General features: G+C 70.4%; 19 protein-coding genes. 7 read left to right on the plus strand and 12 right to left on the minus strand.

Annotation, left to right across the window (positions count from 1 at the left end; translation table 11 throughout):
* Window positions 1-2 precede the first annotated feature (2 nt).
* From mnhG to U5K29_11290, 8 genes are all read right to left on the minus strand, one after another.
* A complete protein-coding gene (mnhG, locus tag U5K29_11255) occupies window positions 3-374 on the minus strand; it encodes a monovalent cation/H(+) antiporter subunit G (protein MDZ7679117.1) in 372 nt (123 codons plus the stop codon).
* Complete coding sequence (locus tag U5K29_11260) at window positions 371-637, minus strand: monovalent cation/H+ antiporter complex subunit F (GenBank protein ID MDZ7679118.1); 267 nt, start codon at window positions 635-637, stop codon at window positions 371-373. The genes mnhG and U5K29_11260 overlap by 4 nt, the downstream gene beginning before the upstream one ends.
* Window positions 637-1,170, minus strand: a complete 534-nt coding sequence (locus U5K29_11265) for a Na+/H+ antiporter subunit E (protein MDZ7679119.1) — start codon at window positions 1,168-1,170, stop codon at window positions 637-639. The genes U5K29_11260 and U5K29_11265 overlap by 1 nt, the downstream gene beginning before the upstream one ends.
* Window positions 1,167-2,651 (minus strand): proton-conducting transporter membrane subunit, encoded by a 1,485-nt coding sequence (locus U5K29_11270; protein ID MDZ7679120.1) that lies wholly within the window; start codon window positions 2,649-2,651, stop codon window positions 1,167-1,169. Before U5K29_11270 ends, U5K29_11265 begins: the two co-directional genes overlap by 4 nt.
* Window positions 2,648-3,133 carry a Na(+)/H(+) antiporter subunit C gene (locus U5K29_11275; GenBank protein ID MDZ7679121.1) on the minus strand — a complete coding sequence of 162 codons (486 nt, stop codon included), beginning with the start codon at window positions 3,131-3,133 and terminating at the stop codon, window positions 2,648-2,650. The genes U5K29_11270 and U5K29_11275 overlap by 4 nt, the downstream gene beginning before the upstream one ends.
* Complete coding sequence (locus tag U5K29_11280) at window positions 3,130-3,624, minus strand: MnhB domain-containing protein (GenBank protein ID MDZ7679122.1); 495 nt, start codon at window positions 3,622-3,624, stop codon at window positions 3,130-3,132. Before U5K29_11280 ends, U5K29_11275 begins: the two co-directional genes overlap by 4 nt.
* The gene (mbhE, locus tag U5K29_11285; protein MDZ7679123.1) at window positions 3,621-5,969 is read right to left on the minus strand and encodes a hydrogen gas-evolving membrane-bound hydrogenase subunit E; all 2,349 of its coding nucleotides are present in this window, start codon (window positions 5,967-5,969) and stop codon (window positions 3,621-3,623) included. The genes U5K29_11280 and mbhE overlap by 4 nt, the downstream gene beginning before the upstream one ends.
* Window positions 5,970-6,100: 131 nt before the next feature.
* The gene (locus U5K29_11290) at window positions 6,101-7,903 is read right to left on the minus strand and encodes an ABC-F family ATP-binding cassette domain-containing protein (GenBank protein MDZ7679124.1); all 1,803 of its coding nucleotides are present in this window, start codon (window positions 7,901-7,903) and stop codon (window positions 6,101-6,103) included.
* A 68-nt stretch (window positions 7,904-7,971) separates the two neighbouring features.
* On the opposite strand from U5K29_11290, the gene U5K29_11295 reads away from it, so the two are divergent.
* Window positions 7,972-8,802 (plus strand): DUF3097 family protein, encoded by an 831-nt coding sequence (locus tag U5K29_11295; GenBank protein ID MDZ7679125.1) that lies wholly within the window; start codon window positions 7,972-7,974, stop codon window positions 8,800-8,802.
* Between the two features lie 37 nt (window positions 8,803-8,839).
* Here the strand turns inward: U5K29_11295 and U5K29_11300 are convergent, their stop codons facing one another.
* The gene (locus U5K29_11300; protein ID MDZ7679126.1) at window positions 8,840-10,444 is read right to left on the minus strand and encodes an alpha/beta hydrolase; all 1,605 of its coding nucleotides are present in this window, start codon (window positions 10,442-10,444) and stop codon (window positions 8,840-8,842) included.
* Between the two features lie 142 nt (window positions 10,445-10,586).
* Between U5K29_11300 and U5K29_11305 the strand changes: the two genes are divergently transcribed.
* Together U5K29_11305 and U5K29_11310 are read left to right on the plus strand one after the other, a co-directional pair.
* Window positions 10,587-11,777, plus strand: a complete 1,191-nt coding sequence (locus U5K29_11305) for a site-2 protease family protein (GenBank protein ID MDZ7679127.1) — start codon at window positions 10,587-10,589, stop codon at window positions 11,775-11,777.
* Between the two features lie 30 nt (window positions 11,778-11,807).
* A complete protein-coding gene (locus U5K29_11310) occupies window positions 11,808-12,509 on the plus strand; it encodes a crotonase/enoyl-CoA hydratase family protein (protein MDZ7679128.1) in 702 nt (233 codons plus the stop codon).
* 22 nt (window positions 12,510-12,531) lie between these two features.
* Here U5K29_11310 and U5K29_11315 read toward each other — a convergent pair whose 3' ends face one another.
* The gene (locus U5K29_11315) at window positions 12,532-13,149 is read right to left on the minus strand and encodes a phytanoyl-CoA dioxygenase family protein (GenBank protein ID MDZ7679129.1); all 618 of its coding nucleotides are present in this window, start codon (window positions 13,147-13,149) and stop codon (window positions 12,532-12,534) included.
* Window positions 13,150-13,224: 75 nt separating this feature from the next.
* Between U5K29_11315 and U5K29_11320 the strand changes: the two genes are divergently transcribed.
* Window positions 13,225-14,031: a maleylpyruvate isomerase family mycothiol-dependent enzyme gene (locus tag U5K29_11320; GenBank protein MDZ7679130.1), complete on the plus strand. Its 807-nt coding sequence runs from the start codon at window positions 13,225-13,227 to the stop codon at window positions 14,029-14,031.
* A gap of 25 nt (window positions 14,032-14,056) precedes the next feature.
* Here the strand turns inward: U5K29_11320 and U5K29_11325 are convergent, their stop codons facing one another.
* Window positions 14,057-17,158, minus strand: coding sequence for a hypothetical protein (locus tag U5K29_11325; GenBank protein ID MDZ7679131.1), 3,102 nt, complete (start codon window positions 17,156-17,158; stop codon window positions 14,057-14,059).
* Complete coding sequence (locus tag U5K29_11330; protein MDZ7679132.1) at window positions 17,155-17,541, minus strand: hypothetical protein; 387 nt, start codon at window positions 17,539-17,541, stop codon at window positions 17,155-17,157. Before U5K29_11330 ends, U5K29_11325 begins: the two co-directional genes overlap by 4 nt.
* Before the next feature lie 180 nt (window positions 17,542-17,721).
* On the opposite strand from U5K29_11330, the gene U5K29_11335 reads away from it, so the two are divergent.
* Genes U5K29_11335 through ppc form a run of 3 tightly spaced genes read left to right on the plus strand, consistent with a single transcriptional unit; the run spans window position 17,722 to window position 24,971 of the window.
* On the plus strand, window positions 17,722-20,130 hold the full coding sequence (locus tag U5K29_11335) for a DNA topoisomerase (ATP-hydrolyzing) (protein MDZ7679133.1): 2,409 nt from the start codon (window positions 17,722-17,724) through the stop codon (window positions 20,128-20,130).
* On the plus strand, window positions 20,131-22,188 hold the full coding sequence (locus U5K29_11340) for a DNA topoisomerase IV subunit B (GenBank protein ID MDZ7679134.1): 2,058 nt from the start codon (window positions 20,131-20,133) through the stop codon (window positions 22,186-22,188). It begins immediately after the preceding gene.
* 11 nt (window positions 22,189-22,199) lie between these two features.
* Window positions 22,200-24,971 carry a phosphoenolpyruvate carboxylase gene (gene ppc, locus U5K29_11345; protein MDZ7679135.1) on the plus strand — a complete coding sequence of 924 codons (2,772 nt, stop codon included), beginning with the start codon at window positions 22,200-22,202 and terminating at the stop codon, window positions 24,969-24,971.
* Window positions 24,972-25,048: the final 77 nt, after the last annotated feature.

A 25,048-nucleotide genomic window follows, 5' to 3' on the forward strand; every position in this document is an offset into this window, starting at 1 on the left:
GCTCAGACCCCGGGGTCACGGCCGGGATCGGTCGCGCCGGCCTCGCCCCGTTCGACGGCGTCAGCCAGCTCGTCGACGTCCATGTCGGGCCGGCGCTCGGTGCCGGTGCGGTAGGCCGAGCGAACGACCAGGTGCATTCCGCTCGGAAAGGTGAGACCGAGCAACAGCAGGGCGAGCAGCAACTTGGCTCCGTGACCCGGATCGCCCAGCTCGATGGCGGTGGCGGTGAACACCATCGCCCCACCCAACGGTGCCGCCTTGCCGGCGGCGTGCACGCGGGCGAACACGTCAGCGAAGCGGTGCAGGCCGATCGCGGAGATGAGCGTCAGGAGCGCGCCGGCGAGCACCAGCACCGACATGAGCACCTCGGTCATCGGGCCCCCCTCCGTTCGATGAAGCGAGCCACCGAGACCGTCGCGAGGAACCCGAGCAGCGCGATGACGACCACGACGTCGAGGAACGCAGCGGTCCCCCGGCGTGCCGCATCGGCAACGATGGTGATCATGGCGACGGCCACCAGCAGGTCGAGCGCGACGATGCGGTCGGCCAGGCTCGATGCGGACACCACCCGCACCGCGGCCAGCACCGCGGCCAGCGACAGGATGGCGAAGGCCACGACCAACGACGTGTCGAACATCAGCGGACACCCCCGCCGGGGAGCGCCAACTCGTCGAGCTCGGCCACCGCCTGCCGGGACGCGAAGGCGCGGATGGCCAGGTGTTGCATCTTCATCAGTCCGGCCCGGGCTCGGTCGACGTCGTGGACCTGGAGCAGGTGCACATAGATCACCCGTGGCGTCTCGGTGAGGTCGACGACCATGGTGCCAGGGGTGAGCCCGATGCTGTTGACCAGCAGGGTCAGCACCGTCGGCGAGCACGACGGCACCACAGGGATCGCCAGGATGGCCTCGCGCTCGTGGTTGCGGGGCGTGAGGACCTCCCAGATCACCCGCAGGTTCGAGATGACCAGTTGGCCGAGGAAGTACCCCAGGTACCACAGCGCGGCGACGGGACGGAGAGTCCCGTGGCGTGGATCGCGAGTTGTGGGGAACAGCACCAGCAACACCGTGGCGATGACCGCGCCCGAGATGAGGTTGGCGGCGCTGAAGTCGCCCCACAGGGCGGCCCACACCGCGGTGAGCCAGGCGGCGATGGCCAGGTGGCGGATCATCGGCCCATCACCGCCTCGGCATAGGCCGTCGGGTCGACCAGGTCGACCGCCGCACGTTCGGCCAGGTCGTAGATCGGCCCGGCGAACACGGCGATGGCCAGCGTGAGCCCGACCATGGCGAGGGTGGCGGCGGTCATCAGCTGTGGCGGCCGGAACCGGGTGGCACCCCTCGCGTCGGGCACCGGGGGCTCCTCGTCGGGCGCTCCCCAGAACACGCCCGCCCAGATCTTGGTCATCGACACCATGGTCAGGATCGAGGCGAACAGGGCCACTCCGACGATGATCCAGGCCTCACGCGCCAGCCCCGCCTCGACGAGGGACAGCTTGGCCACGAACCCGGCAAAGGGCGGGACGCCCCCAAGGCTCAGAGCGGGGATGAGGAACGCCGCCGCCACCACCGGCGCGGTGCGCAACATGCCTCCCAGTCGGTGCAGCGTGCCGGTCCCGGTGGTCTCTTCGACCAGACCACCGGCGAGGAACAACACGGTCTTGCCCGGGATCTGGTGCACCACGAAGAAGACCGCCCCCGCCAGCCCCGCCACCGTGAACAGGCCGAGCCCCATGATCATGTAGCCGATCTGGCTGACGATGTGGAAGCTGAGGATGCGCTTGATGTCGTCCTGGGCGATGGCTCCGATCACCCCGATGACCATCGTGATGCCGGCCACGACGAGGATCACGTCGCCGAGCTCGGTCAGCCCGAGCGAGGTCTGGGTGCGGATGATGGCGTAGACCCCCACCTTGGTGAGCAACCCGGCGAACACCGCGGTCACCGCGGTCGGAGCGTTGGGGTAGGAATCGGGGAGCCACCCGAAGACCGGGAAGATCGCCGCCTTCACGCCGAACATCACCAGCAGCGCCAGACCGATGGCGAGCTGCAGGTTGGCCGGGATGGCGGGGAACTTCTGGCTGAGATCGGCGAAGTTGAGGGTGCCGGTCGCCCCGTAGACGAAGGCGACCACGGTGACGAACAAGGTGCTGGCGGTGAGGTTGATGACCACATAGGTCATCCCCGACCGCACCTGGGTGCTGGTGGCGCCGATGGTGATCAGCACGTAGCTGGCGATCAGCATCATCTCGAAGCAGACGAACAGGTTGAACAGGTCGCCCGAGAGGAACGAACCGGCGACGCCGGCGGTGAGCACCAGGTAGCACGGGAGGAACACCGACCGGTTGTCGACCCCTTGGCCGATGGCGAAGAGCAGGACGGTGAGGATGGTGAGCAGCGACACCAGCAGGAACAGCGCGGCCATGAGATCGGCGACCAGGGAGATGCCGACCGGCGCGGCCCAGGCGCCGACCTGGGTCGCGGTCACCCCGTCGGCGTCGACGGTGACGAGGATGGCGATCGCCATGCCAACGCCGGCGACCAGGGTGGCCACGCTCACCACGCGCTGTACCACCCGCGACCGCGAGACCAGCAGGCACAGCGCGGCTCCGATGAGCGGCAACACCACCGACAGCGGCAACAGCGCGGTCACTGGTCGCCCTCCGGCTCGGTGTCGGCGCCAGGTTCGGCATCGATCCCGGTGTCCGGCCAGGACAGCGCCTCGCCGCGGATGTCGCGCCGCTCGCGCGCCGTCGCGGCTTCGGAGCGGGCCAGCTCGGCCTCGACCCGGCGGGCGACGAGGAGGTCCTCGACATCGTCGCGGACCTCGTCGTCCTCGGTGAGCGACCAGCTCCGGTAGGCGAGCGCCAACAGGAACGCGGTGACCCCGAAGCTGATGACGATGGCGGTCAGCGCAAGGGCGTGGGGCAAGGGGTCGACCACCGCGTCCCCGGCGACGTCGGGGCCCATGATGGGCGGGTCCCCCGCCCGACCACCCGCGACCTGCAACAACAGCACCGTGCCGTGACCCATGAGAGCGAGGCCGAGGATGACCCGGGTCAGGGTCCGCTGCAGCAGCAGGTAGGTGCCGCATCCGAACAAGGTGGCGGCGCACACCGCGAGGGCGAGGCTCACCGGGAACCTCCCTGATCGTGGGAGGGATCGAGGGCGTGGGTCTCAGACGTATCGGCCTCCCGACCCAGCGAGTCGACGATGGCCGCGATCAAGCCGACGACCACCAGGTACACCCCGATGTCGAAGGGAAGGGTGCCGGTGAACTTCACGACGCCCAACACCGGCACCTCGCGCTCGAACACCCAGGACTCGAGGAAGCCGAGCCCACCGGCGAGCGCAGCCACGCCCGTGACCGAGCTGATGAGCAGTCCGAGACCGCACAGCGCCTCGTACCCCAGCCCCGGTAGCGCACCTGCGGCCCGGCCGCCGGCGATGAAGCGCAAGAAGATGGCGGCTCCGGCCACCAGACCGCCGCTGAACCCTCCTCCGGGCGCGTTGTGGCCGACGAAGAGGAGGTACACCGACAGCACCAGAACGGTGTGGAAGGCGAGCCTGATCGACTCGTCGAGGATGGGAGAGCGGTCGCCGCCAAAGGGCCTTCCGTCGGTCATGTCGGCTCCTCGAGCCCCGCGCCGGAGCGACCGCGGTCGGGCGGTACCTCGACATCCTCGCGAGGTCGACGAGCGCGGACCAGCGCGACGGTGCCGATCGCCGCGACGGCGATGACGACCAACTCGCCCATGGTGTCGAAGGCGCGGATGTCGGCCAGGATCACGTTGACCGCGTTGCGCCCCTCGCCTTCGCGGTAGGAGAGCTCGGCGGCGACCTCACCCACCGGGACCTCGGTGCGAGCGGCCAGCGAGGTGACCATGATCCCGAAGACCACGGCGGCGACCGCGACCGAGATCGTGACGTGCAGCGCCTTGAGGGCCCGTTCGCGCCGCGACCAGAAGTGCTTGGGCAGCTCCCGCAGCACCAGCAGGAACAGGACCAGCACCACCGTCTCGATGAGCACCTGGGTGAGGGCCAGATCGGGCGCACCCTGCACGACGAAGAGCATGCCGACGCCGTACCCGACGATCCCGAGGGTGACCACCGCGGCGAAGCGGCGACGGGTGATCACCGTGGCCAGCGCACCGGCGATCACGACCGCGGCGACCAGCACCTGGAACGGCGACTCGGCGACGACGACGTCGTCGGGGATGGCGAGATGGCCGACCAGCACCACCGCGGGCAGCACGGTGAACGAGACGATGATCAACGAGATGTAGACCATCTGCGATCCCGGTTGCACGACCCTGGTGATGCGGGCGGCGGCGCGCAGCATCCCCGCGTAGCCCGCGTGGAACACCTGGTCGGCACCGCCACCACGAGCCAGACGGTCCTGCACCGCGGTGATCCCGTCGCGACCCAGGAAGAGCACCAGACCGCCCCCGACCGCGATGGCCGAGAGGACCAGCGGTGTGCCGAGCCCCGGCCAGAGGTGCAGGTGGTACTCGCCGGCGCCCACCGACAGCGCGCGTGCGGCAGGGCGGACGAGACCATCGGCCACACCGGTGAGCAGACCACCCGCAACCGACACCACGGCCAGCAGCGCCGCCGGAGCGACGAACCAACGGCTCGGGCGCGCCACCTCGGCTCCGATGGGGTCTGCCACCTCGGGCTTGGTGCTGAAGGTGCCCCATACGAATCGCAGCGTGTAGGCGGCGGTGAGGACCGACCCGACCACGAGTCCGCCGAGGACCACGCTCGACCAGAGCCCCGGCGCGTCGAGGAACCCGACGAAGCCGGCTTCCTTGGAGACGAACCCCAGAAGCGGTGGGACCCCGGCCATCGACAGCGCGCCGATCGACGCCACGACGAACACACCGGGGAGACGTCGGCCGAGTCCGCTGAGGCGGCGCAGGTCGCGGCTGTGCGCCTGGTGATCGACGATGCCGACGACCATGAACAGCGATGCCTTGAACACGGCGTGGGCGAGCAACATCGCGGTGCCGGCGAACAACAGCTTGGAGGAGCCCCAACCGAACAGGGCGATGAGGAAGCCGAGCTGGCTGATGGTGCCGAAGGCCAACACGAGCTTGAGATCGTGTTGGCGCAGAGCGCGGTAACCGCCCCACACCATGGTGGCGACACCGACGGCCGCGGTGAGCGGTCTCCACAGCCCGACGTCGGCGAAGGCGGGTGAGAAGCGGGCCACCAGGTAGACACCGGCCTTGACCATCGTGGCCGAGTGCAGGTAGGCGCTGACCGGCGTGGGGGCCTCCATCGCACCCGGCAGCCACATGTGGAACGGGACCTGGGCCGACTTGGTGAACGCGCCGGCCAAGATCAGCACCACGGCCCAGGACACGACGGCGCCCTCGGTGGGCGGATCGGCGAGGATCTCGGCGAGCGACCAGGTGCCGGCCTGCTGACCGACCAGCACCAGCCCGGCGAGCAGGGCCAGGCCACCGATGCCGGTGATCATCAGCGCCTGCAAGGCGGCCTTTCGCGAGTTCTCCCTCAGATCCTCGAATCCGATGAGCAGGTAGCTCGTGACCGAGGTGAGCTCCCAGAACACGAACAGCACCAGGATGTTGTCGGCGAGGACGAGGCCGAGCATGGCACCCGAGAAGGCGCAGAGCAGCATGGCGAATCGACCGAGATCGGGGCGCTCGTGGAAGTAGTAGCCCGCATAGGCGAACACCAGGGTTCCGATGCCCGAGACCAGCAGCACCATGAGCGCACCGAAGGCGTCGAGGCGCAGCGCCACCTCGAGCTGCAAGCCGGCCACCCACGTGGTGGTCTCGGCGACCTCGCCGCCGTCGAGCAGGTGACCGAGCTTGGGAGCGAGCCACGCAAGGGTGGCGAGCGGAGCGATGGCGATCCATGCGAAGACGCGCCGACCGAGCACCCGGCCGAGCGCGGGTGCGGCCACAGCGACGAGGGCGTGCAGGAGGATGAGCAGGGTCATGCGAGGGTTCCGGCCACTGGTCGGACTCGGGCACCGGGCGGGGACGCCCGATCCGGGTTGGCGACAGGATACGAGCCGCCAGCGTGCCGCTCGAACCTACGCGGGCGGGCCCACACCGTGCACCTCCGAGATCAACCGGTGGAGTCGAGCTCGTCGGTGAGGTGGAGCCAGCGATCCTCGGCGACCCGACGGGTGTCGTCCAGCTCGGCCAGCGCCTCGCCCAGCAGGGCGAGGCGCTCGTGGTCGCCGCGGACCGCATCGACCTCGGCGGTGAGCTCGTCGTGGCGGGCCTGGATCCGTTCCAGTTCCCGCTCGGCCGACGACAGCTCCTTGCGAACGGCCGAGCGCGAGCGGCCCGACGGTGCGGTGGCCCGAGCCGTCGCTGGTGTGGGCGGTGTGGGCCGATTCGCCTTGGATCTCTTGCCCGCCTTGGCGGCCTTCGGCGATTTGCGAGCCTTGGCCCCACCCGCGTTCTTCGTCGACCGCAGGGCTCTGCGCTCCTCCTCCCAGGCGACGTAGCCACCGGGCCGGCGACCGGCACGTCCTTGGCCGTCGAGGACGACGACGTCGGTGACGGTGCGCTCGAGGAACGCCCGGTCGTGGCTGACCACGACCAGCGCACCCGGCCACTCGTCGAGGAAGTCCTCGAGCACCCGCAGGGTGTCGACGTCGAGGTCGTTGGTCGGTTCGTCGAGGAGCAACACGTTGGGCTTGGCCGCGAGCACGGTCAGCAACTGGAGGCGTCGCCGTTCACCGCCGGAGAGCAGTTCGACGGGGGCCCACTGGGTGTCGGAGTCGAACCAGAACGCCTCGAGCAGACGGGCGTCGGTCCAGTCGGGGTCGCGGTGGGGTCCGGCGACGACCTGGCGGACCCGCGCGGCGGGGTCGAGCTCGCGGGTGAGCTGGTCGTAGTAGCCGAGCGACACGGTGGGGCCGGTCTCGACGGTGCCCTCCGCGGCGTCGATGCGACCAGCGATGATGTCGAGCAGGGTCGACTTGCCGGTGCCGTTGATGCCGACGACACCGAGCCGCTCGCGGCGGTCGAGCGCCAGGTCCACGTCCCGGAACAGCCAGGGGTCGTCCCCGAAGCGGTGGCCGACGCCCGACAGCTCGACCACCTTGTCGCCGAGGCGTGGCGTCCCGAAGTGCAGGTCGAGGTCCCCGGATCGGGCCGGAGCCTGGGCCTTGCCGTCGACGACGGCGGTGGCGGCTTCGATGCGTGCCTTGGGCTTTCGGGTCCGGGCGGGAGCACCGCGCCGCAGCCAGGCCAGCTCGGAGCGGGCCAGGTTCTTGCGCACCGCCTCCGCGGTCGCCGCCCGCTCCTCGCGCTCGGCCTTGGCTTCGAGGTAGCTGGCGTAGCCACCCTCGTGCACGTAGCCGCGGCCGCGATCGAGCTCGAGGATCCGGGTCGTGACCCGGTCGAGCAGATGGCGGTCGTGGGTGACCAGCACCAGACCGCCGCCGAAGCCGAGGAGCCGGTCCTCCAACCAGGCGATGCCGTCGATGTCGAGGTGGTTGGTCGGCTCGTCGAGGATCAACAGGTCGCACTCGGAGACCAGCGCACGGGCCAGCGCGACCCGCTTGCGCTGACCACCGGACAGCTCGGCGATCAGACGGTCGGCGAAGGGTCCCATGCCCAACCGGTCGAGCACGGCTTCGGCTTCCCAGGAGTCGCCCACCGCGGCCAGCGCCGGACCGGCGGGAAGCTCCGCCTCCTGGTCGAGCATCGCCACCCTGGTGCCCCGCCCGCGTCGCACCGTGCCCGACTCGGCTTCGGAGATGCCCGCGAGCACCCGCAGCAGGGTTGACTTGCCGGTGCCGTTCAGCCCGACGATGCCGAGCCGGTCACCGCTCGAGACCGTGACCGACAGGTCCTCGAACAGGGCCCTACCGGGCCGAAAAGCCGAGATCTGCGCGCAGTCGACCAGGATCACGCCTGGCAGGGTAGGTGGTCCGGGCGGTCCACCGACATCGGAACAGCGCCACCTACGATCGACTGCCCATGAGTCGCCCCCGCCACCTCGCCCCAGAGCCGCTCGACGTCGACGGGCCCCGGCGCCGGCCGACCGCCCACCCCAAGGTCGCGGTCACCCCGGGAATGGTCGTCGAGCACCGGCCGTCCGGCGCGGTGGGCGCGGTCGTCGAGGTCGCCACAGGCCGCATCACCATCCGCGACCGCCACGGGCGCGATCGGATGCTCCGTCTCGCCGACGGGGCCTTCCTCGTCGAGGGACGGCCATGCACCCTCGTCGTCGAACCCACCCCAGCATCCGCCGGCGGACCCGGCACCACCGCCTCGGGCTCGATCGCGGTGCCGGACACGCCGGCACGGGTCGCCCGCGCCAGCCGCATCCTCGTCGAGGGGGTCCACGATGCCGAACTGCTCGAGAAGGTCTGGGGTGACGACCTCCGGGTCGAGGGCATCGTGGTCGAACGCCTCGACGGCATGGACGACCTTGCCTCGGTCGTGCGGGGGTTCGGGCCCCGGCCCGGGCGCCGGTTGGGGATCCTGCTCGACCACCTGGTCGACCGCAGCAAGGAGCAACGAGCCGCCTCGGCGATCGACCACCCCGATGTGTGCATCACCGGCCATCCCTATGTCGATGTGTGGGCCGCCATCCGCCCGTCGGTGGTCGGGATCGATGCCTGGCCCGAGGTTCCCATGGGCGAGCCGTGGAAGGAGGGCGTCTGCGCGCGGCTGGGGGTCGACGATGCGCCAGGACGGTTCTGGAAGCAGGTGCTGGGACGGGTGACCAGCTACCGAGACCTCGAGACACCCCTGGTCGGAGCAGTGGAACAACTCATCGACTTCGTCACCGAACCCCAGGGGTGAGCGCCAGAACGCAGCCCCCAGGCCTCGGCGGGGTCGCTCAGGCGGCGCACTCGAACCCGGCGTCGGGCAGATCGAGCTCGACGAGGTAGGTCTCGACGGTGCGATCCACACAGGCGTTTCCCGTTCCGAACGCCGTGTGACCCTCGCCCTCGACCGACAGCAGATGACCGGTGGCCAACTCGTCGGCGAGCGCCACCCCCCACTCGTAGGGGGTGGCGGGATCGCCCGTGGTGGCCACCACCAGGATCGGTGGCGCATCGGGGATCGAGAACGGATCATCGCTGCCATGGGCCTCGACCGGCCAGAACTCACACGGACTCGGCGCCGACACGAACACCGGACCCACCCGCGGTGCGACCTCCAGTGCCGCCTCGATGGCAGCCTGCTCCTCGGCCGGCGTCGGCGCTGGAGAGTCCATGCAGGTGTAGGCGGTGAAGGCGTAGTGCAGCGTGCTGTACTCACCCCCGGGGGATCGCTCGTTGTAGAAGTCGGCGAGCGACAGCAGCCCGCTGCCATCGCCGTCGTCGCGGGCCGTGGCGAGGCCCCGGTCGAGCTGGGGCCACAGCTCGGGTGTGTAGAGCGCCGCGAGCACACCCGTCCAGGCCAGGCCCACGGTCAGCTGACGTCCATCGGGATCGTCGGCGGGCAGCGATCCGGCCCGGATGGTCTCGAAGAGCTGGTCGAACTGCACCGCGGGGTCACCACCGGCAGCGAACGAGCACCGCCGCGGCGTGCACCACTCGAACCAGGCGTCGAGCGAACGTTCGAAGCCCATGGCCTGGCCCTCGCTCTTGTCGGCCATCCCCAGGCTGCGCGGGTACGCACCGTCGAGCACCGCGGCGCGCACACGATCGGGGAACAGCTCCGCGTAGGTCGCGCCGAGCACCGTGCCGTAGGAGAACCCGACATAGCTGATCTCCTCCTCCCCCATCGCGTCCCGGATGAGGTCCATGTCGCGGGCACTCGCCTCGGTGTGCAGGTGGGGAAGCAGCTCGCCGCTGTCGCGCTCGCACGCCTCGGCGAACTCGCGGACGATGGCCTCGACCTCGGCTTCGGCCTCGGGTGTCTGGGGCACGGGATCGGCCGCAACGAACCGATCCATGAGCTCGCCGTCGCCGCAGCGGACCTGGGTGCTGTCGCCCACGCCCCGCGGATCCCAGGTGACGAGGTCGAAGCGGTCACGCAGGTCGCTCGAGAACAACAAGCCGAGAAAGCCCGCCATCTCGACCCCCGATGCCCCGGGCCCGCCGAAGTTGACCAGGATCGCCCCGATGCGATCGTCGGGATCGGCAGCAGGGCGGCGGGCCACGGCCAGCTCGATGGTGCCGGCACCGGGATCGGAGTGGTCGAGGGGAACGTCGAGAGTGCCCTGGTCCAACGAGCCCGAGGTGCTCCAGTCGATCGATCCGGTGGGCTCGCGGGAGTCGGGGTCCTCCTCATCGGTGCCGTCACCGGGATCGGTCGCCGGCGGGCTGGTGTCGGTGGGCCAGGTCCAGGTGCCACCGTCGTCGGACGCGTCGGTCGTCGCGTCGTCGGAGCAGGCCGACGCGAGCATGCCCACCGCGACCAGCGCGGCCAGCGTTCGCGTCCACCGGTGACTGCGGTCGAACGGAGGAGTCGTCGTGGGGTGTGCTCGAGGCATCGCCTCACGATAGGGCGCGACCCGACCACGGATCGGTCACCGGCACCGCCGCCAGCGCCCTGGCCCCCCTCAGGAGGGGACCGGCCCCGGTAGCCTGTGCGGTGTGGGTCGCTGACCCGACGCAGCGCCACGGGAGGAAGCAGTGGAGTCAGCCAGCATCCGACTCGGCAGGATCGCCGGTGTCCCGGTCGGGTTGTCGTGGTCACTACTGATCATCGCAGCCGTCTTCGCGCTGGGTCTGGCCGAGGGCCGGTTCCCCCACTCGAACCCCGGATACGGCATCGGGGCCTACTGGTTGGCTGCTGCGATCACCGTCGCCGTCTTCTTCAGCTCGATCCTGGTCCACGAGCTGTCCCACGCCATCGTGGCCAAGCGCCATGGTCTGCCGGTCGAGGGCATCACCCTGTGGCTGCTCGGAGGGATCGCCAACCTGGGCGGCGAGGCGCCGAGCCCCCGCGCCGAGTTGCGCATCGCCGGGGTCGGTCCCATCTCCAGCGGCGTGCTCGCACTCGGCTTCTGGGGGCTGGCCTGGTCCTCGTCGCAGGTCGGCCTCGACCCACTCGCGGTCGAGGTCCTGGCCTGGCTCGCCCTCATCAACGCCCTGCTGGCCGCGTTCAACGCGCTGCCCGCCGCTCCCCTCGACGGGGGTCGGGTGCTCGCCGCGGTGTGGTGGTGGCGCACCGGCAACCGGACCAAGGGGCTGGTCGGTGCCGCCAACGCCGGTCGCCTGCTCGGCGCCGGGCTCTTCGGGTTCGCCGGGTGGCAGTTCGTCACCGGTGACGGCATGGTGGCGCTCTGGACGGCCCTGATCGGTTGGTTCATCTGGCAGAGCGCGGTGGCCGAGGGGCGTTCGGCGATGGCCAGGGGATCGCTGGCCGGCATCACCGCCGTTGAGGCAGCCCGCCCCGACCCGCCGATCGTCGACGAGTGGCTCACCGTCGACGGTCTCATCGCGGTGCTCGGCGACGGAGGCGACCACACCGCCTTCGTCGTCCGCGAGTCCGACGGCGTCCTGCGCAGCATCGTCACCCTCGACGACATCCGACGGGTACCACCCAACCGCCGGGGCTTCGTGCACCTGGCCGACATCGCGACACCTATCGCCGCGGTCACCACCGCATGGGACACCGAACCGCTCATCCAGGTGTTCGATCGCATCCCGAGCGACGACCGCCCCGAGATCGTCGTGTACGACTCGCGCCTGTGCCTGGTGGGCGTGATCAGTCGCGCCGACCTCAGTCGGCTCATCCACCAGGCCGGCTCCGGACGCGTCCCGACCGCCACACCATCCGCTCCTCCACCCACTCCGCGCACCGGCGCCCATCCGGGCTGACCCCACCACCCGGCGCGGTAGCGTCGGAGAATGAGCACAGACGACGCGCTTTCGGTGAGCATCGACGACGGGGTGGCGGTGCTGCACCTCGACGACGGTCGGGCCAACGCCATCTCCCACGAGGTGCTCGAGGCCATGCACGCCGGACTCGACCAGGCCCTCACCGATGCCCAGTCCGTTGTGATCCAGGGACGACCCGGACGATTCTCCGCCGGGTTCGACCTGTCGGTGATGCAGGCCGGCGACAAGCCGCTGCAGGACCTGGTGCTGGCCGGCGCCGAGTTCTTCCTGCGCCTCTACGGCCACCCTCAGCCGGTGGTCGCCGCATGCACCGGACACGCCCTCGCCGGTGGAGCGCTGCTGTTGCTCAGCGCCGACACCCGCGTCGGTCACGCGGGCGACTTCAAGATCGGGCTCAACGAGGTGGGCATCGGGCTGGCGCTCCCTTCGTTCGCGATCGAGCTGGCTCGCGACCGCCTGTCGTCCGCCCAGCTCACCGCGGCCACCGCCCAGGCCTGCATCTACGCTCCGGACGGGGCGGTCGACGCCGGCTACCTCGACTGGCTCGTCGAACCCGACGAGTTGATCGCCGCAGCGATCGCGGAGGCGCGTCGGCTCGGCGAGCTGCGCCGGGGTGCGGTCGCCGAGACCAAGAAGCGGTTGCGAGACTCGACGCTTCGCCGCGTTCGGTCGACCCTCGAGGACGACATCGCCCAACTCACCTTGGGCTAGGCACTCGGGTGTGGCGGACCGCTCACACCCGGAAGCGGAGCCCGAGCGCAGCCCGGCGGCGACCGGTGCGGTTGGGGCCCGACGCGTGGAACAGAGCGGGGTGATGCACCGACACGTCACCCGGTTCGAGCTCGACGTCGATCGCCGCCGCCTCGTCGACCAGGTCGGGATCGCTCGCCCACCCGAACACGTTGGCAACGTCGACCCTGGTGTGCAGCGGGTGCAGCCCCGTCCGTTGGCTGCCGGGGATGACCCGTAGCCCACCGCTGTCGGGCGTGGCCGGGTCGAGCGCGACCCACAGCGTGAGGGCGTGCTCGATCCCCAACCGCTCTCGCCACGGGTGGCCGTCCTGGTGCCAGAGCACCACCACCGAGGACCGTGGCGGCTTCACCACGTAGGTGAAGCCGAACAGGCGGGGCTCGGCACCGAGCAGACCTGCAGCCAGGCCGGTGAGACCGAGATCGGTCCCGAGCTCGGCGGCGATCGGGTCGTGGTCGGGACTGACCGCCACCAACCCGTTGGGAGGAGACGGGTACCCGACGAGGTGGTCGAGCGCGGTCCGGACGAAGGCGTCGTTCACCGCCGAGCGGACCACGACGTGGCCGTCGCGCCGGTACCGAACAGCGACCAGGTCGTCCATCGAAGTGAGTCTGGCAGCCGGGCGTGCACCTGTGGCGAGTAGGTTCGCCTCGACGGACCACACAGGGAGGGCCCCATGACCGAACCGGTGATCGATCTGCTCGACCAGACCTGGGCGTCCATCGCCGATCTGTTGACCGAGGTCAGCGCAACCGACTGGGAGCTGCCAACCGATCTCCCCGGCTGGACGGTGCGCGACGTCGTGTCCCACATGATCGGCACCGAGCGGATGTTGCTCGGCGAAGATACCCCCGAGCCGCCGCCCGAGCCCGGACCCCACGTGCGCAACGCCATCGGCGAGTTCAACGAGGCCTGGGTCGTCGCCCGCCGGGGGCGCTCCGGGGCAGAGATCCTCGACGAGTTCCGCGACGTCACCGCCCGGCGCCTCGAGCAGCTGCGGGCCCTACCGGCCGAGGCGTGGGACGAGGTGGGGTTCACCCCCGAGGGAGAAGGCCCCTACCGCCGGTTCATGGAGATCCGGGTGTTCGACTGCTGGGAGCATGAACAAGACATCCGCCGAGCGACGGACCGACCAGGCCACCTCGACGGGCCGGTCGCGGCCCACTCCGTTGGAGAGGTGACCAGCAAGCTCGGCTACATCGTCGCCAAGAGGGCGGGCGCACCCGACGGCACCACCGTGACCTTCGACATCACCGGCTCGTTGCCCATGATCCTGCCGGTCTTCGTCGACGGGCGGGCGCGCATCCTCGACCGCGAGCCGTCAGATCCCGACGCGACCATCCACCTCGACACCGAGGCCTACAACGCCCTGGGGTGTGGTCGGTGGAGCGCGCAGCACGCGCTCGACACGGGCCGGGCCGCGCTGAGCGGCGACGTCGATCTGGCCCGCCGCGTCCTCGACAACATGGCCTTCACGATCTGAGTCCCCAAGGCCACCGGTGATGCGATCAGGAGTCGTCGCGGCGGCCGGGAGTCGGCCAGCTGGGACGAGCACGCCGGGCCCAGTCGAGGGTCGAATCGCTGGCGGGTCGGTCATCGCCGGCGCCCGAGGGATCCTGGTCCTCGTCCTCACCGCGGTCGTCGCCGGGATCGGGTGGTGTTGAGGGCTCCGCGACGGGCTGCTGGTCGTCGGGGTCGAGGAACGCGCTGGGGTTGACCCGATCCTCGAACACGATCCCGAACCCGATGTCGACCCCCGAAGGAGCGTCGTCTCCGGAACCGTCGTCGAGGTCCGCGGCCGGCTCCGTCTCGTCATCGTCGGGCGCGTGGCCAACCTCCCGCTCGGACCGGTTCCCGACCTCTCCCGGCACCCTCGACTCCTCGGCCTCGATCTCCTCCCACCGCTCGGCCTCGGCCAGGTGCTCCTCCCCGGCGGTGTCGAGCACCTCCTCGTCTGTCGAGTAGAGCCCGTCCAGATCAGAGAAGTCGTAGGCCTCCTCGCTGCGGGGCAAGGCGCGGTGCGGGGGCACGTCCTCTCGTTCGTCGTCGGCGTGGTCCCGCATTCGCGGAAGGTCGCGAGGCATCGAGGCGTTGACCTCGACGAAGTCGAGCATGTCCTGGGCGCTGCCGCTGTCCTCTCTGCGTGCGGTGCGGACGGTCCGGGCGAGCCGCTGTGCCTGTCGGGGCAGCCCCGAGAGGTCGACAGGCGCAGCATCCAGCGACGAGCGGATGACCACCAAACGGCCGTAGGCGGCGAAGAAGTCGGGCGCCGACGGGTCGCTGGCCGCGTCGCGGGTGGCGTCTGGTTGGAGCACGAAGACCCAGGTGCTCGACAGGCTCATCGGCACCCGGCCCACCACCGTGTCTTCGTCGACGACGGCGCCGCCGCTGGCCACGACAGGGGCGTCGGCGGAGGCGACGGTGCCCACCGGGGGCCGGAGCGGGCTGGCGGCGTTGCGGACCGAGAAGTGCAGGTCGCGCCAGTCGAAGTGCCGCGCTCGCGGGAGATCGGCCGCCTCGCAGAGGTCGTCGCTGAGGATGAGCGGACTGCCATCGGTGTCGACCCGATAGATCGATCCGTCGGACCACACCGCGACCCACACGTCGGTGGCCACCGCCTGCTTCGACGGGCGGAACCGGGCCTTGACCCAGTCGAGGACCCAGAGGGCCAGCAGCGGGATGACGAGCGCGATGAGGCTCATGGCGGCCGCGATCAACGCTCGCCGGGTGGTGTTCACCGGTGCGACGACATCGAGCACGACGTCGACATCGACCGCGTCGAAGGTGTCGCTGCCGCTGACGGACAGGGCGATGACCGAGGAACCGTCGTAGCGCCCCGTCTCGAGCCCGCCGAGGTCGACCCTCAGCGGGATGTCGACGGTCTGGCCGGCAGGCACCACCGCGCACGACAGCGCCGAACGGGCATCGTCGGCGAGGACCAGGGCACTCCCCTCGGGTCCGGTGTCGAGGGCTCCCTGCTGGAGCCACACACACCCATCGACCTCGTCGCCCGCGGTGACGGTCACCACGCCGGTGGCCACGGAACCGGCCTCGCCTCGCAGCGCGACGGCGCCACCCGACAGCGACGGCCACGCCGATAGGTCGAGCACCAGCGCCTGGGTGGTGGTGACGACGTCGGGCAGCGGGCCGAGGCTGCTGTCGGTGCTGAGCACCAGGCGGACGGTGACCGGTTCCAGGTCGCCGTCGACACCGAACGTGTCGGGTAGCTCGACGAGTCCGCGCCACGATCCTGACTCGTTGCTCTGGAGGGGGACGCGCAGCAGCTCGTCGCCGGACGACTCGATCACCGCGACGAGGCCGACCCGGTCGGCGAACGAGGACGGACCCACGAGCCTGCCCTCGTTGTCGGTGACCTCGGCCCCGAGGACCACCTCGCGGCCGGGAACGAGCTGCGGGGACCCGACCACCTGAGGGGTGAGGCCCGGAACGGTCTCGATCACCAGCTGGGCGGCACCGGCGTCGCCGGTCTCCTCCGCCTCCGGGGAGACGGCGGTGAAGGTCCACTCGCCCGGCCAGTCGGTCTCGGTGGGGCTCACCTCGGTCTCGAGGCGCACCACACGGGGCGTGACCCAGGTGGATCGGAGCGTGAACGACCCGGCGCCGATGGGGCCGCCGGCGCGCTCGGAGACGGGGAACTCGATGCCGCGGGGCAGGCCGACGACCAGGTGGGCGGTGTCGTCGGGAAGCACCGCCGTGACCGAGAACCGGCCGAGCACCGGGTCGAGGGTGACCGCTCGGGTCCCCTCGTCGCAGGGCTCACCGCTGCAGACCGCGAGGTCAACGGCGGTGACCAGACCGCCCCGGAGGCGACCGACGAGCTGGGCGAGATCGGCGACGACCGGTCCGACGTCGTCGGTTGGCAGGTACCGACCCGGGGGCTCGGCCGGAGCGGTACCGCACCCGGTGCCAGAGACCACCGCGTCGAGCGTCTCGGCAACACCGTCTCCGAGCTGGTCGGATCCGGGTGAGGTGATCCAGAGCGGGGTGGAGTCCTCGCGGAGGCGATCGACCGGGCCACCCGGCTCGCAGGCTCGTTCACCAGCTCCGGCGGCGAGCTGGCCCGAGCTGAGCACGATCACCACCCGGCACGCGGTCGCGGGGTCATCGAGCTCGCCGATCCGCTCATCGAGGGCGTCGTCCACACCGGCCAGCCCGATGTCGAGCGAGAGCGGTGGCGACGCCTCGTCACCCTCGGAGGGCGCTGCCGCCTCCAGGAAACCCGCCATCCGATCGGCGCTCCCAGCGGTGACGGGCCCCCACGGCGCCACCGTTCGGAGCTCGGGCGAGGCCGCGGCGACCAGGATCTCGACGCGCTCTCGGTCGAGGCCGGCGAGCAGGCGCACCACGTCGACCACCGGTTCGGCCTTGGCCGGATCGGCGTCGTCGGTGAGCACCGCGACGAGCACCGCGGCATCGGCGGGGCACTCAGCGACCGCGTCGAAGAACCCGGTCGGGTCGGGGCGCTGGGCCCCCGCAGGGGTGCCCATGAGGGGGAGCACGACCAGCACCATCGCCACGAACACCCATGACCGGACGAATCGTGCGCGCCAGGTCGAGCGACCCTGTCGGCTGCCCCGCACGTCGATCATCGGGCGACGTCCAGCGCGATGGTCCAGGCCGAGAGCCCGGTGCCGATCAGCGCGAGCACGACGACCGCAGCAGCCGCCCGTCGCGATCGAGCCGATCTGTCGGGCTGGTTGTCGGGGCGGAGGGCGACATCTGCCCGCCGGGCGGCGCCGAGCAGTCCGACAGCGACGACCGACGACAACGTGAACGCGTAGGGAGCGAGGGTGCGCGACATGGTCAGGGCCAGTGCGACGCCCACGACCACCGCTGCGACCGAGCCCGTCGTCAACGGGCCCGCGTGGCCGAGCAGCAACGTGGGGTCGCTGGTTCGGCGGAGCGGACGCCGCCTCCAGGGCAGATGGGCTCCCCAGCCCGTCGTTGCCGGTGCTGTTCGCGCCCTCGCCATCCCTGGCAATGTACACGCGGGGTTTCACACTCACGCGGTGGTGTCCCCGGGTCCGCCGTCGTCGTGCAGGGATCGACCATCCTGGTGGGGTGCGGGTCGCTCCGTGCATCGAACGCCTGTTCGCCAGCTAGCATCGTCGCCGCGACCCGATCCCCTCAGGTTCTCACCGGAGTACTGCCCATGGCCCAGCAGGGAGAGCTCGTTCCCTTCGCCCGCGAGGTGATCGACACCCCCGTCACCGACGAGTTGAGCGAGTCGTTCCTCGCCTACTCGATGTCGGTCATCACCTCGCGCGCGCTTCCCGACGTCCGCGACGGCCTCAAGCCGGTCCAGCGCCGGATCCTCTTCGCCATGTACTCCATGGGCATCCGCCCCGACACCCCCACCCGCAAGAGCGCGCGCGTGGTCGGCGAGACCATGGGCAAGTACCACCCCCACGGCGACGCCGCCATCTACGACGCCCTCACCCGCCTCGGCCAGGACTTCGGCCGCAACGTCACCCTGGTGCAGCCACAGGGCAACTTCGGGTCGCTCGACGATCCGCCGGCCGCCGCCCGCTACACCGAGTGCCGGCTCACCCCTGCGGCCATGGACATGCTCGGCGAGATCGACGAGGAGACCGTCGACTTCCGCACCACCTACGACGGCGAGAACGACGAACCCGTCGCCCTGCCCGCCGTGCTGCCGAACCTGTTGGTCAACGGGGTCTCGGGCATCGCGGTGGGGATGGCCACCAACATGGCACCCCACAACCTCAGTGAGGTGTACGAGGCCATCAAGGTGGTGATGACCAAGCGCCGCCCCAAGCCCACCATCGACGAGCTCATGGAAGCGCTCCCCGCTCCCGACTTTCCCTCGGGCGGCATCGTCATCGACGACGGGTTGCACGAGGCCTACCGGACCGGCCGGGGCAGCGTGCGTATCAGGGCCAGGGCCGAGATCGCCCAGGTCACCGCCCGGCGCCAGGGCATCGAGATCACCGAGCTCCCCTACCTGGTCGGACCCGAACGGGTCATCGCCAAGATCAAGGAGCTGATGCTGACCGGCAAGCTGTCGGGCATCGCCGAGGCGAAGAACCTCACCGACCGCCACCACGGCATGCGCATCCAGATCGAGTGCAAGACCGGGGTCAACCCCCGCGCCGTGCTCACCGAGCTCTACCGCCTCACCCCCATGGAGGAGACCTTCGGCATCAACAACGTGGTGCTGGTGAACGGCGAGCCGAAGACCCTCGGCCTCTACGACCTGTGCTTGGCCTATGTCGACCATCGCCTCGACGTCGTGGTGCGCCGCAGCCGGTTCCGTCTGGGCAAGACTCGGGACCGGTTGCACCTGGTCGAGGGGTTCCTCGTCGCCCTCGACGCCATCGACGAGGTGGTGAGGATCATCCGCGGCTCCCAGGACACCGCCGAGGCCCGATCGGCGTTGATCGAGCGCTTCGGCCTCAGCGAGGTGCAGGCCAACGCCATCCTCGACATGGCGCTGCGCCGTCTCACCGCGCTCGAGAAGCTCAAGCTGGAGGAGGAGCGCGACGAGCTGGTGGCCCGCATCACCGACCTCGAGACCATCCTCGGGTCCGAACAGCGCCGGCGCACCATCGTGCTCCGCGAGCTCGGCGAGCTCGTCGACCGGCTCGGACGACCCCGACGCACCTCGATCCTGGGGCCCGACGACATCGATGACGTGTCTCCCGCCGAGCCCATGCCACTCGAGATCACCGACGATCCCTGCATCGTCACCCTGTCGACATCGGGCCTCATCGGCCGCGAACCCGAGGGAGGGGTCACCAAACCGTCACTCGGTCGCCACGACGTGCTGGTGTCGGCGGTCGAGACCACCAACCACGCCACGGTGTTCGCCGTCACCGACACCGGTCGCGCGCTCGGAGTCACCGCCATGGAGGTCCCCGAGGTGGCGGGACGAAACCGGGGCGCCAACGCGGCCGAGGTCGTCGACCTCAAGCACGGCGAGCGGGTGATCACCCTGCTCGTGCCCGGCGACGACATGGTCCTGTTGGTCACCCGCTCGGGTATCGCCAAGCGCATCACCGCCGCGGAGCTGGCCGGTACCAAGTCGGGCGGTGCCGTCATCGGCCTCAAGGGCGACGACCGCCTGGTCGCCGCCATGCCCGCACCCGACGACGCCGACGTCGTCATGGTCACCGACGACGCCCAGGCCCTCCGCACCGCGGTCGCCGGGGTGAGCGTCCAGGGTCGGGGCGCGAGCGGTGTCGCCGGCATGAAGGTGAAGGCCGGTGCCGCGGTCATCGCCGCGGGCCTCGTTCCCGACGGCGCCATGATCCTCTCGGTCACCGACACGGGCACGGCCAAGCTCACCGACGCCGCCGAGATCCCCGCCAAGGGACGCGGCGCGGGCGGGGTCCGCCTCACCCGGTTCAAGACCGAGAAGCACCTCGCCTTCGCCCGCGTCGGACCGATCGACGACCTGGCCGTGGTCGTCGGCCAGCCCGACGCGCCGACCAAGCCCGACCCGACCCCCGTCGCCCTTCACCTCACCCCGAGCCGTCGCGACACCCAGAGCGCCCCCACCGACGAACGCATCCTCGGCGCGGGAACACGGAGGTTCTAGATGGCCAGGCACCGCACACCCGAGACCACCAGCTACGACGCCTCCCACATCCAGGTCCTCAAGGGACTCGAGGCGGTCCGCAAGCGCCCGGGCATGTACATCGGCGGCACCGGTTCAGACGGGCTGTCACACCTGCTGTGGGAGCTGATCGACAACGCGATCGACGAGGCGGCCGGCGGCCATGCAACCCGCATCGAGGTCACGTTCCACCGCGACGGCTCGGTCGAGGTCACCGACAACGGCCGGGGCATCCCCATCGACGCCAAGGACAAGGGCCGCACCGCGCTCGAGATCGTCTTCACCGAGCTGCACGCCGGCGGCAAGTTCGGCTCGGGCGCCTACACCTCCTCGGGAGGCCTGCACGGCGTGGGTGCATCGGTGGTCAACGCGCTGTCCGCCAAGCTCGTCGCCGAGGTCGATCGCGACGGCCACACGTGGCGCCTCGGCTTCGACGAGCGCCTGCCCGGCCGGTTCAACACCGACGGCACCTTCACGCCCTCCTCCAAGCTCGAGAAGGTCAAGAAGCTCCGCAACACCAACACCACCGGCACCCGGGTCCGGTTCTGGCCCGACACCGAGATCTTCGACCCCGACGCCTCGATCTCCTACCCGAGCGTGCGCGAGCGCCTGGCCCGCATGTCCTTTCTCGTGCCGGGTCTCAAGATCCGCCTCACCGACAAGCGTCCTGGCGCCCGTGGCGAACCCGAGGAGTTCGTCTCCAAGGGCGGCCTGGCCGACTTCGTCGACTACCTCAGCGTCGGCGAGAACCTCACCGAGGTCATCCGGCTCGCCGGCGACGGCACCTTCACCGAGAAGGTCTCCCAGGGTGGCTCGATGGTCGAGATCGAGCGCACCTGCACCGTCGAGCTGGCCATGCGCTGGGTCAAGGGCTTCGACCCCCATGTCGTGAGCTTCGTGAACACCATCCCCACCACCGAGGGCGGAACCCACGTGGCCGGCTTCGAGCGGGCCATGACCCGGGTGGTCAACGAGGTGTTGCTGGCCGATGTCCGCAAGCTGGCCAAGCTGGCCAAGGAGAGCAAGGACAAGGCCACCAAGGACGACGTCCAGGAGGGCCTGGTCGCCGTGCTGAAGGTCACGCTGCCCGAGCCGCAGTTCCGGGGCCAGACCAAGGAGGAGCTGGGCACTCCGGGGGTGTCGAGCATCGTCTACGACGTCGTGAAGTCGGGCTTTTCGGCCTGGATCGGCGGCGACGGAAAGAAGACCCACGTCAACGCGGTGCGCGAGAAGCTCGCCAGCGCCGTCATCAACCGGGTCACCTCCAAGCAGGCGCTGGAGAACAAGCGGAAAGCGGCCAACCTCGGCTCGACCGGCATGCCCGACAAGCTGCGCGACTGCCGGGTGCACGGAATCGACTCCGAGCTCATCATCGTCGAGGGCGACTCCGCAGCCGGGCCCGCGGTGCAGGGCCGTCACTCCGAGACCCAGGCGGTGCTGCCGATCCGCGGCAAGATCGTCAACGCGGGCAAGGCCACCACCAAACAGGTGCTCGACAACACCGAGGCCCAGGCGATCTTCACCACCGTCGGCGCCGGGTCGGGCAAGGAGTTCGACATCGACCTCGCCCGCTACGGACGCATCATCATCCTCTGCGACGCCGACGTCGACGGCAGCCACATCCGCTGCCTGCTGCTCACCCTGTTCCACCGCTACATGCGGCCCATGCTCGACGAGGGACGCATCTTCGCCGCCCAGCCGCCGCTGTACACCACCAAGGTCGGGGGCCAGACCCACCGCGCGTTCACCGACGCCGAGCGCGACGCCATCACCGCCGAGCTGGCCACCGGCAACCGCAAGGCCGAGAACATCCAGTGGAGCCGCTTCAAGGGTCTCGGCGAGATGGAGGTCGCCGAGCTGGCCGAGACCGCGCTCGACTCCGAGACGCGCATCCTCAAGCGCATGACCGTCGCCGACGCCAAGGATGCGGCCAGCGAGGCCGACTTGTTCGAGGTCCTCATGGGCAACGACGTGCCCCGCCGTCGCGACTTCCTGCTCGAGCGGGCCAGCTTCGTCGACCAGGAAGCACTCGACATCTGAGACGAGGTCCGATGTCCGACTCCACGAATCCGACTGATGCACCGATCGACCAGTGGCGCAGCGCGGTCGATGCCGAGCTGCGCGCCGACATCCGCCACCTCGGTGACGAGCTCGGGCGCACCCTGGTCCGCCAGGGAGGCCAGGAACTGCTCGACGAGGTCGAGGAGGTCCGGCGTCTCTCCGGTCTCGCCACCGAAGGCGACGAGACGGCTGCCGACGAGCTGAGGCGTCACCTCGGCACCGTCGACGCCCTTGCGGCCATCCGCCTGTCCCGCGCCTACACCACCTACTTCCACCTGGCGACCGTGGCCGAGCAGAGCCACCGCATCACCGTCCTCGAACAGCCAGAGCAACAGGAGCGGGGCTGGATCTCCATGGCGGTCGACCGTTTGGCCGAAGCCGAGGTTCCCGCTGACGAGATCGCCGACGCCGTCCGACGCCTCGAGGTCCGCCCGGTGGTCACCGCCCATCCGACCGAGGCCTCACGCCGCTCGGTGCTCACCAAGCTGGCCGACATCGCCCAGGCACTGCACCGCTCCCACAACCCGCGCCGCAGCGCCATCGACCGCCGACGCTCCGACCTGCGACTCGGCGAGCTCATCGACCTTCTGTGGGTCACCGACGAGATCCGTGGTGCCCGTCCCCGACCGGTCGACGAGGCCCAGTCGGCGCTGTTCTACGTCGAGGCGCTGCTGTGGGACATCCTCCCCAACCTGACCACGGACCTGCGCCTGGAGCTGGAGCGGATCGGGGTCGAACTGCCCGCCGAGGCGAACCCGGTGCGGTTCGGCACCTGGGTCGGCGGCGACCGGGACGGCAACCCCAACGTCACCCCTGAGGTCACCGCCGAGGTGCTGGCGTGGATGCACGACCGCGGACTCCTCCTCGTCGAGCGGGCCCTGAACGATCTCATCACCGAGCTGTCGCCCTCGTCGAAGGTCGTCGGCACCGATCCGCGCCTGGTCGAGTCCCTGGAACGCGACCGCGAGCAGCTACCGGAGGTGTGGGAGCGCCTCGCCCACCTCAACGCCGAGGAGCCCTACCGGCTCAAACTCTCGTACTGCCGGCAACGGGTGCAGAACACCCGCGAGCGACACCGGGCGGGGCGTTCACACCGGCCCGGCGTCGACTACCGCGACGGCTCGGAGCTGGTCGCCGAGCTCGACCTGCTGCGCGAGGTCCTCGCCGAACAGGCCGGGGAGCTGGTCGCGCTCGGCCGCCTCGACGGGGTCCGGAGGGTCGTCGCCGCCTCGGGATTCCACCTCGCGGTGATGGACGTGCGCGACCACAGCCAGTCGTTCAACACGCTGGTATCGGAGCTGTGCGCCCTGAACGGCTTGGTCTACCCCGACGACGACCTCGGGCGTCAGCACCTGCTCGACCGTGAGCTGTCGGGGGCCCGACCCCTGAGCGGGGTCACCACCACGGTGTCGGCCGCGGCTGCTCGCGTCGCCGAGATGTTCTCGGTGCTGCGGGACTGCATGGATCGCTACGGCGACGGAGTGGTCGAGACCTGCATCGTGTCGATGACCCGAGGTGCCTCCGACGTCCTCGCCGCCGTCGTCGCGGCCCGCGAGTCGGGTCTGGTCGATGTCGGCCAGGGCGTGGCCCGCCTCTCCTTCGTGCCGCTGCTCGAGACCATCGACGAACTCGAGGCCGCGGACCGCATCGTTGGCGATCTGCTCGCCACCCCCAGCTACCGGTCGGTGGTGGCGGCGCGGGGCAACGTGCAGGAGGTGATGCTCGGCTACTCGGACTCCAACAAGGACGGGGGCATCGTGGCCTCCCGATGGGCCATCCAGAAGGCCATCCGCGCGCTGCGCGACACCGCCTCCCGCCACGGTGTGCACCTGCGCCTGTTCCACGGTCGGGGTGGGTCGGTCGGCCGTGGGGGCGGGCCGGCCCACCACGCGATCCTCTCCCAACCTCACGGAGCCGTCGACGCCTCGGTGAAGCTCACCGAGCAGGGCGAGGTCATCTCCGACAAGTACCTGCTGCCGAACCTCGCCCGCCACAACCTCGAGCTCCTGGTGGCCGCCACCCTCGAAGCCACCCTGCTGCACACCACGTCGCGCCAGCACACCGACACGACCGGTCGCTACGACGAGGCGATGGAGACCATGGCGAGGGCGTCGCGGGCCGCCTACCGCCGTCTGGTCGACGATCCGTCACTCGTCGCCTACTTCCTCAGCTCCACCCCGGTACAGGAGCTGGCCCGGCTCAACATCGGCTCACGTCCGGCGTCGAGGCCCGAGGAGGGCAGCGGCTTGGGCGGTCTGCGGGCCATCCCGTGGGTGTTCGGCTGGACCCAGAGCCGCCAGATCGTGCCCGGGTGGTTCGGTCTCGGCACCGCGATCTCGGTCGCACGCGAGGCCGGACACGGCGACGTGCTCCGCGAGATGGCGGGTGAGTGGTGGTTCATGCGCACACTGCTGTCCAACATCGAGATGGCCCTGGCCAAGACCGATCTGGGCATCGCCCGCCTCTACGTCGACACCCTGGTCGAGCCCGAGCACCAGCACCTGTTGGGCACCCTCGAACGCGAGCTCGCGACCACGAGGCAGCAGCTCGCCTGGATGACCCAGGGCGAGGGTCACCTCGAGTCACAACCCGTCCTGCGGCGCACCCTCGCGGTGCGCGACCGCTACCTGCACCCGCTTCACGCCATGCAGGTCGAGCTGCTGGCCAGGGTGCGGGCCGACGACGAGACCGACCCCGACACCGAGCGGGCGCTGCTGCTCACCGTCAACGCCATCGCCGCGGGGCTGCGCAACACCGGCTGAGCCACGAGGTGTAACTGGATCGACCCGAGACCGTCCTGTGCTCGAACCAACGACGACCGTCGATGCCACTCGTGGTG

The organism is Acidimicrobiales bacterium (genome assembly GCA_034521975.1).
Classification (GTDB): Bacteria; Actinomycetota; Acidimicrobiia; order Acidimicrobiales; family SKKL01; genus SKKL01.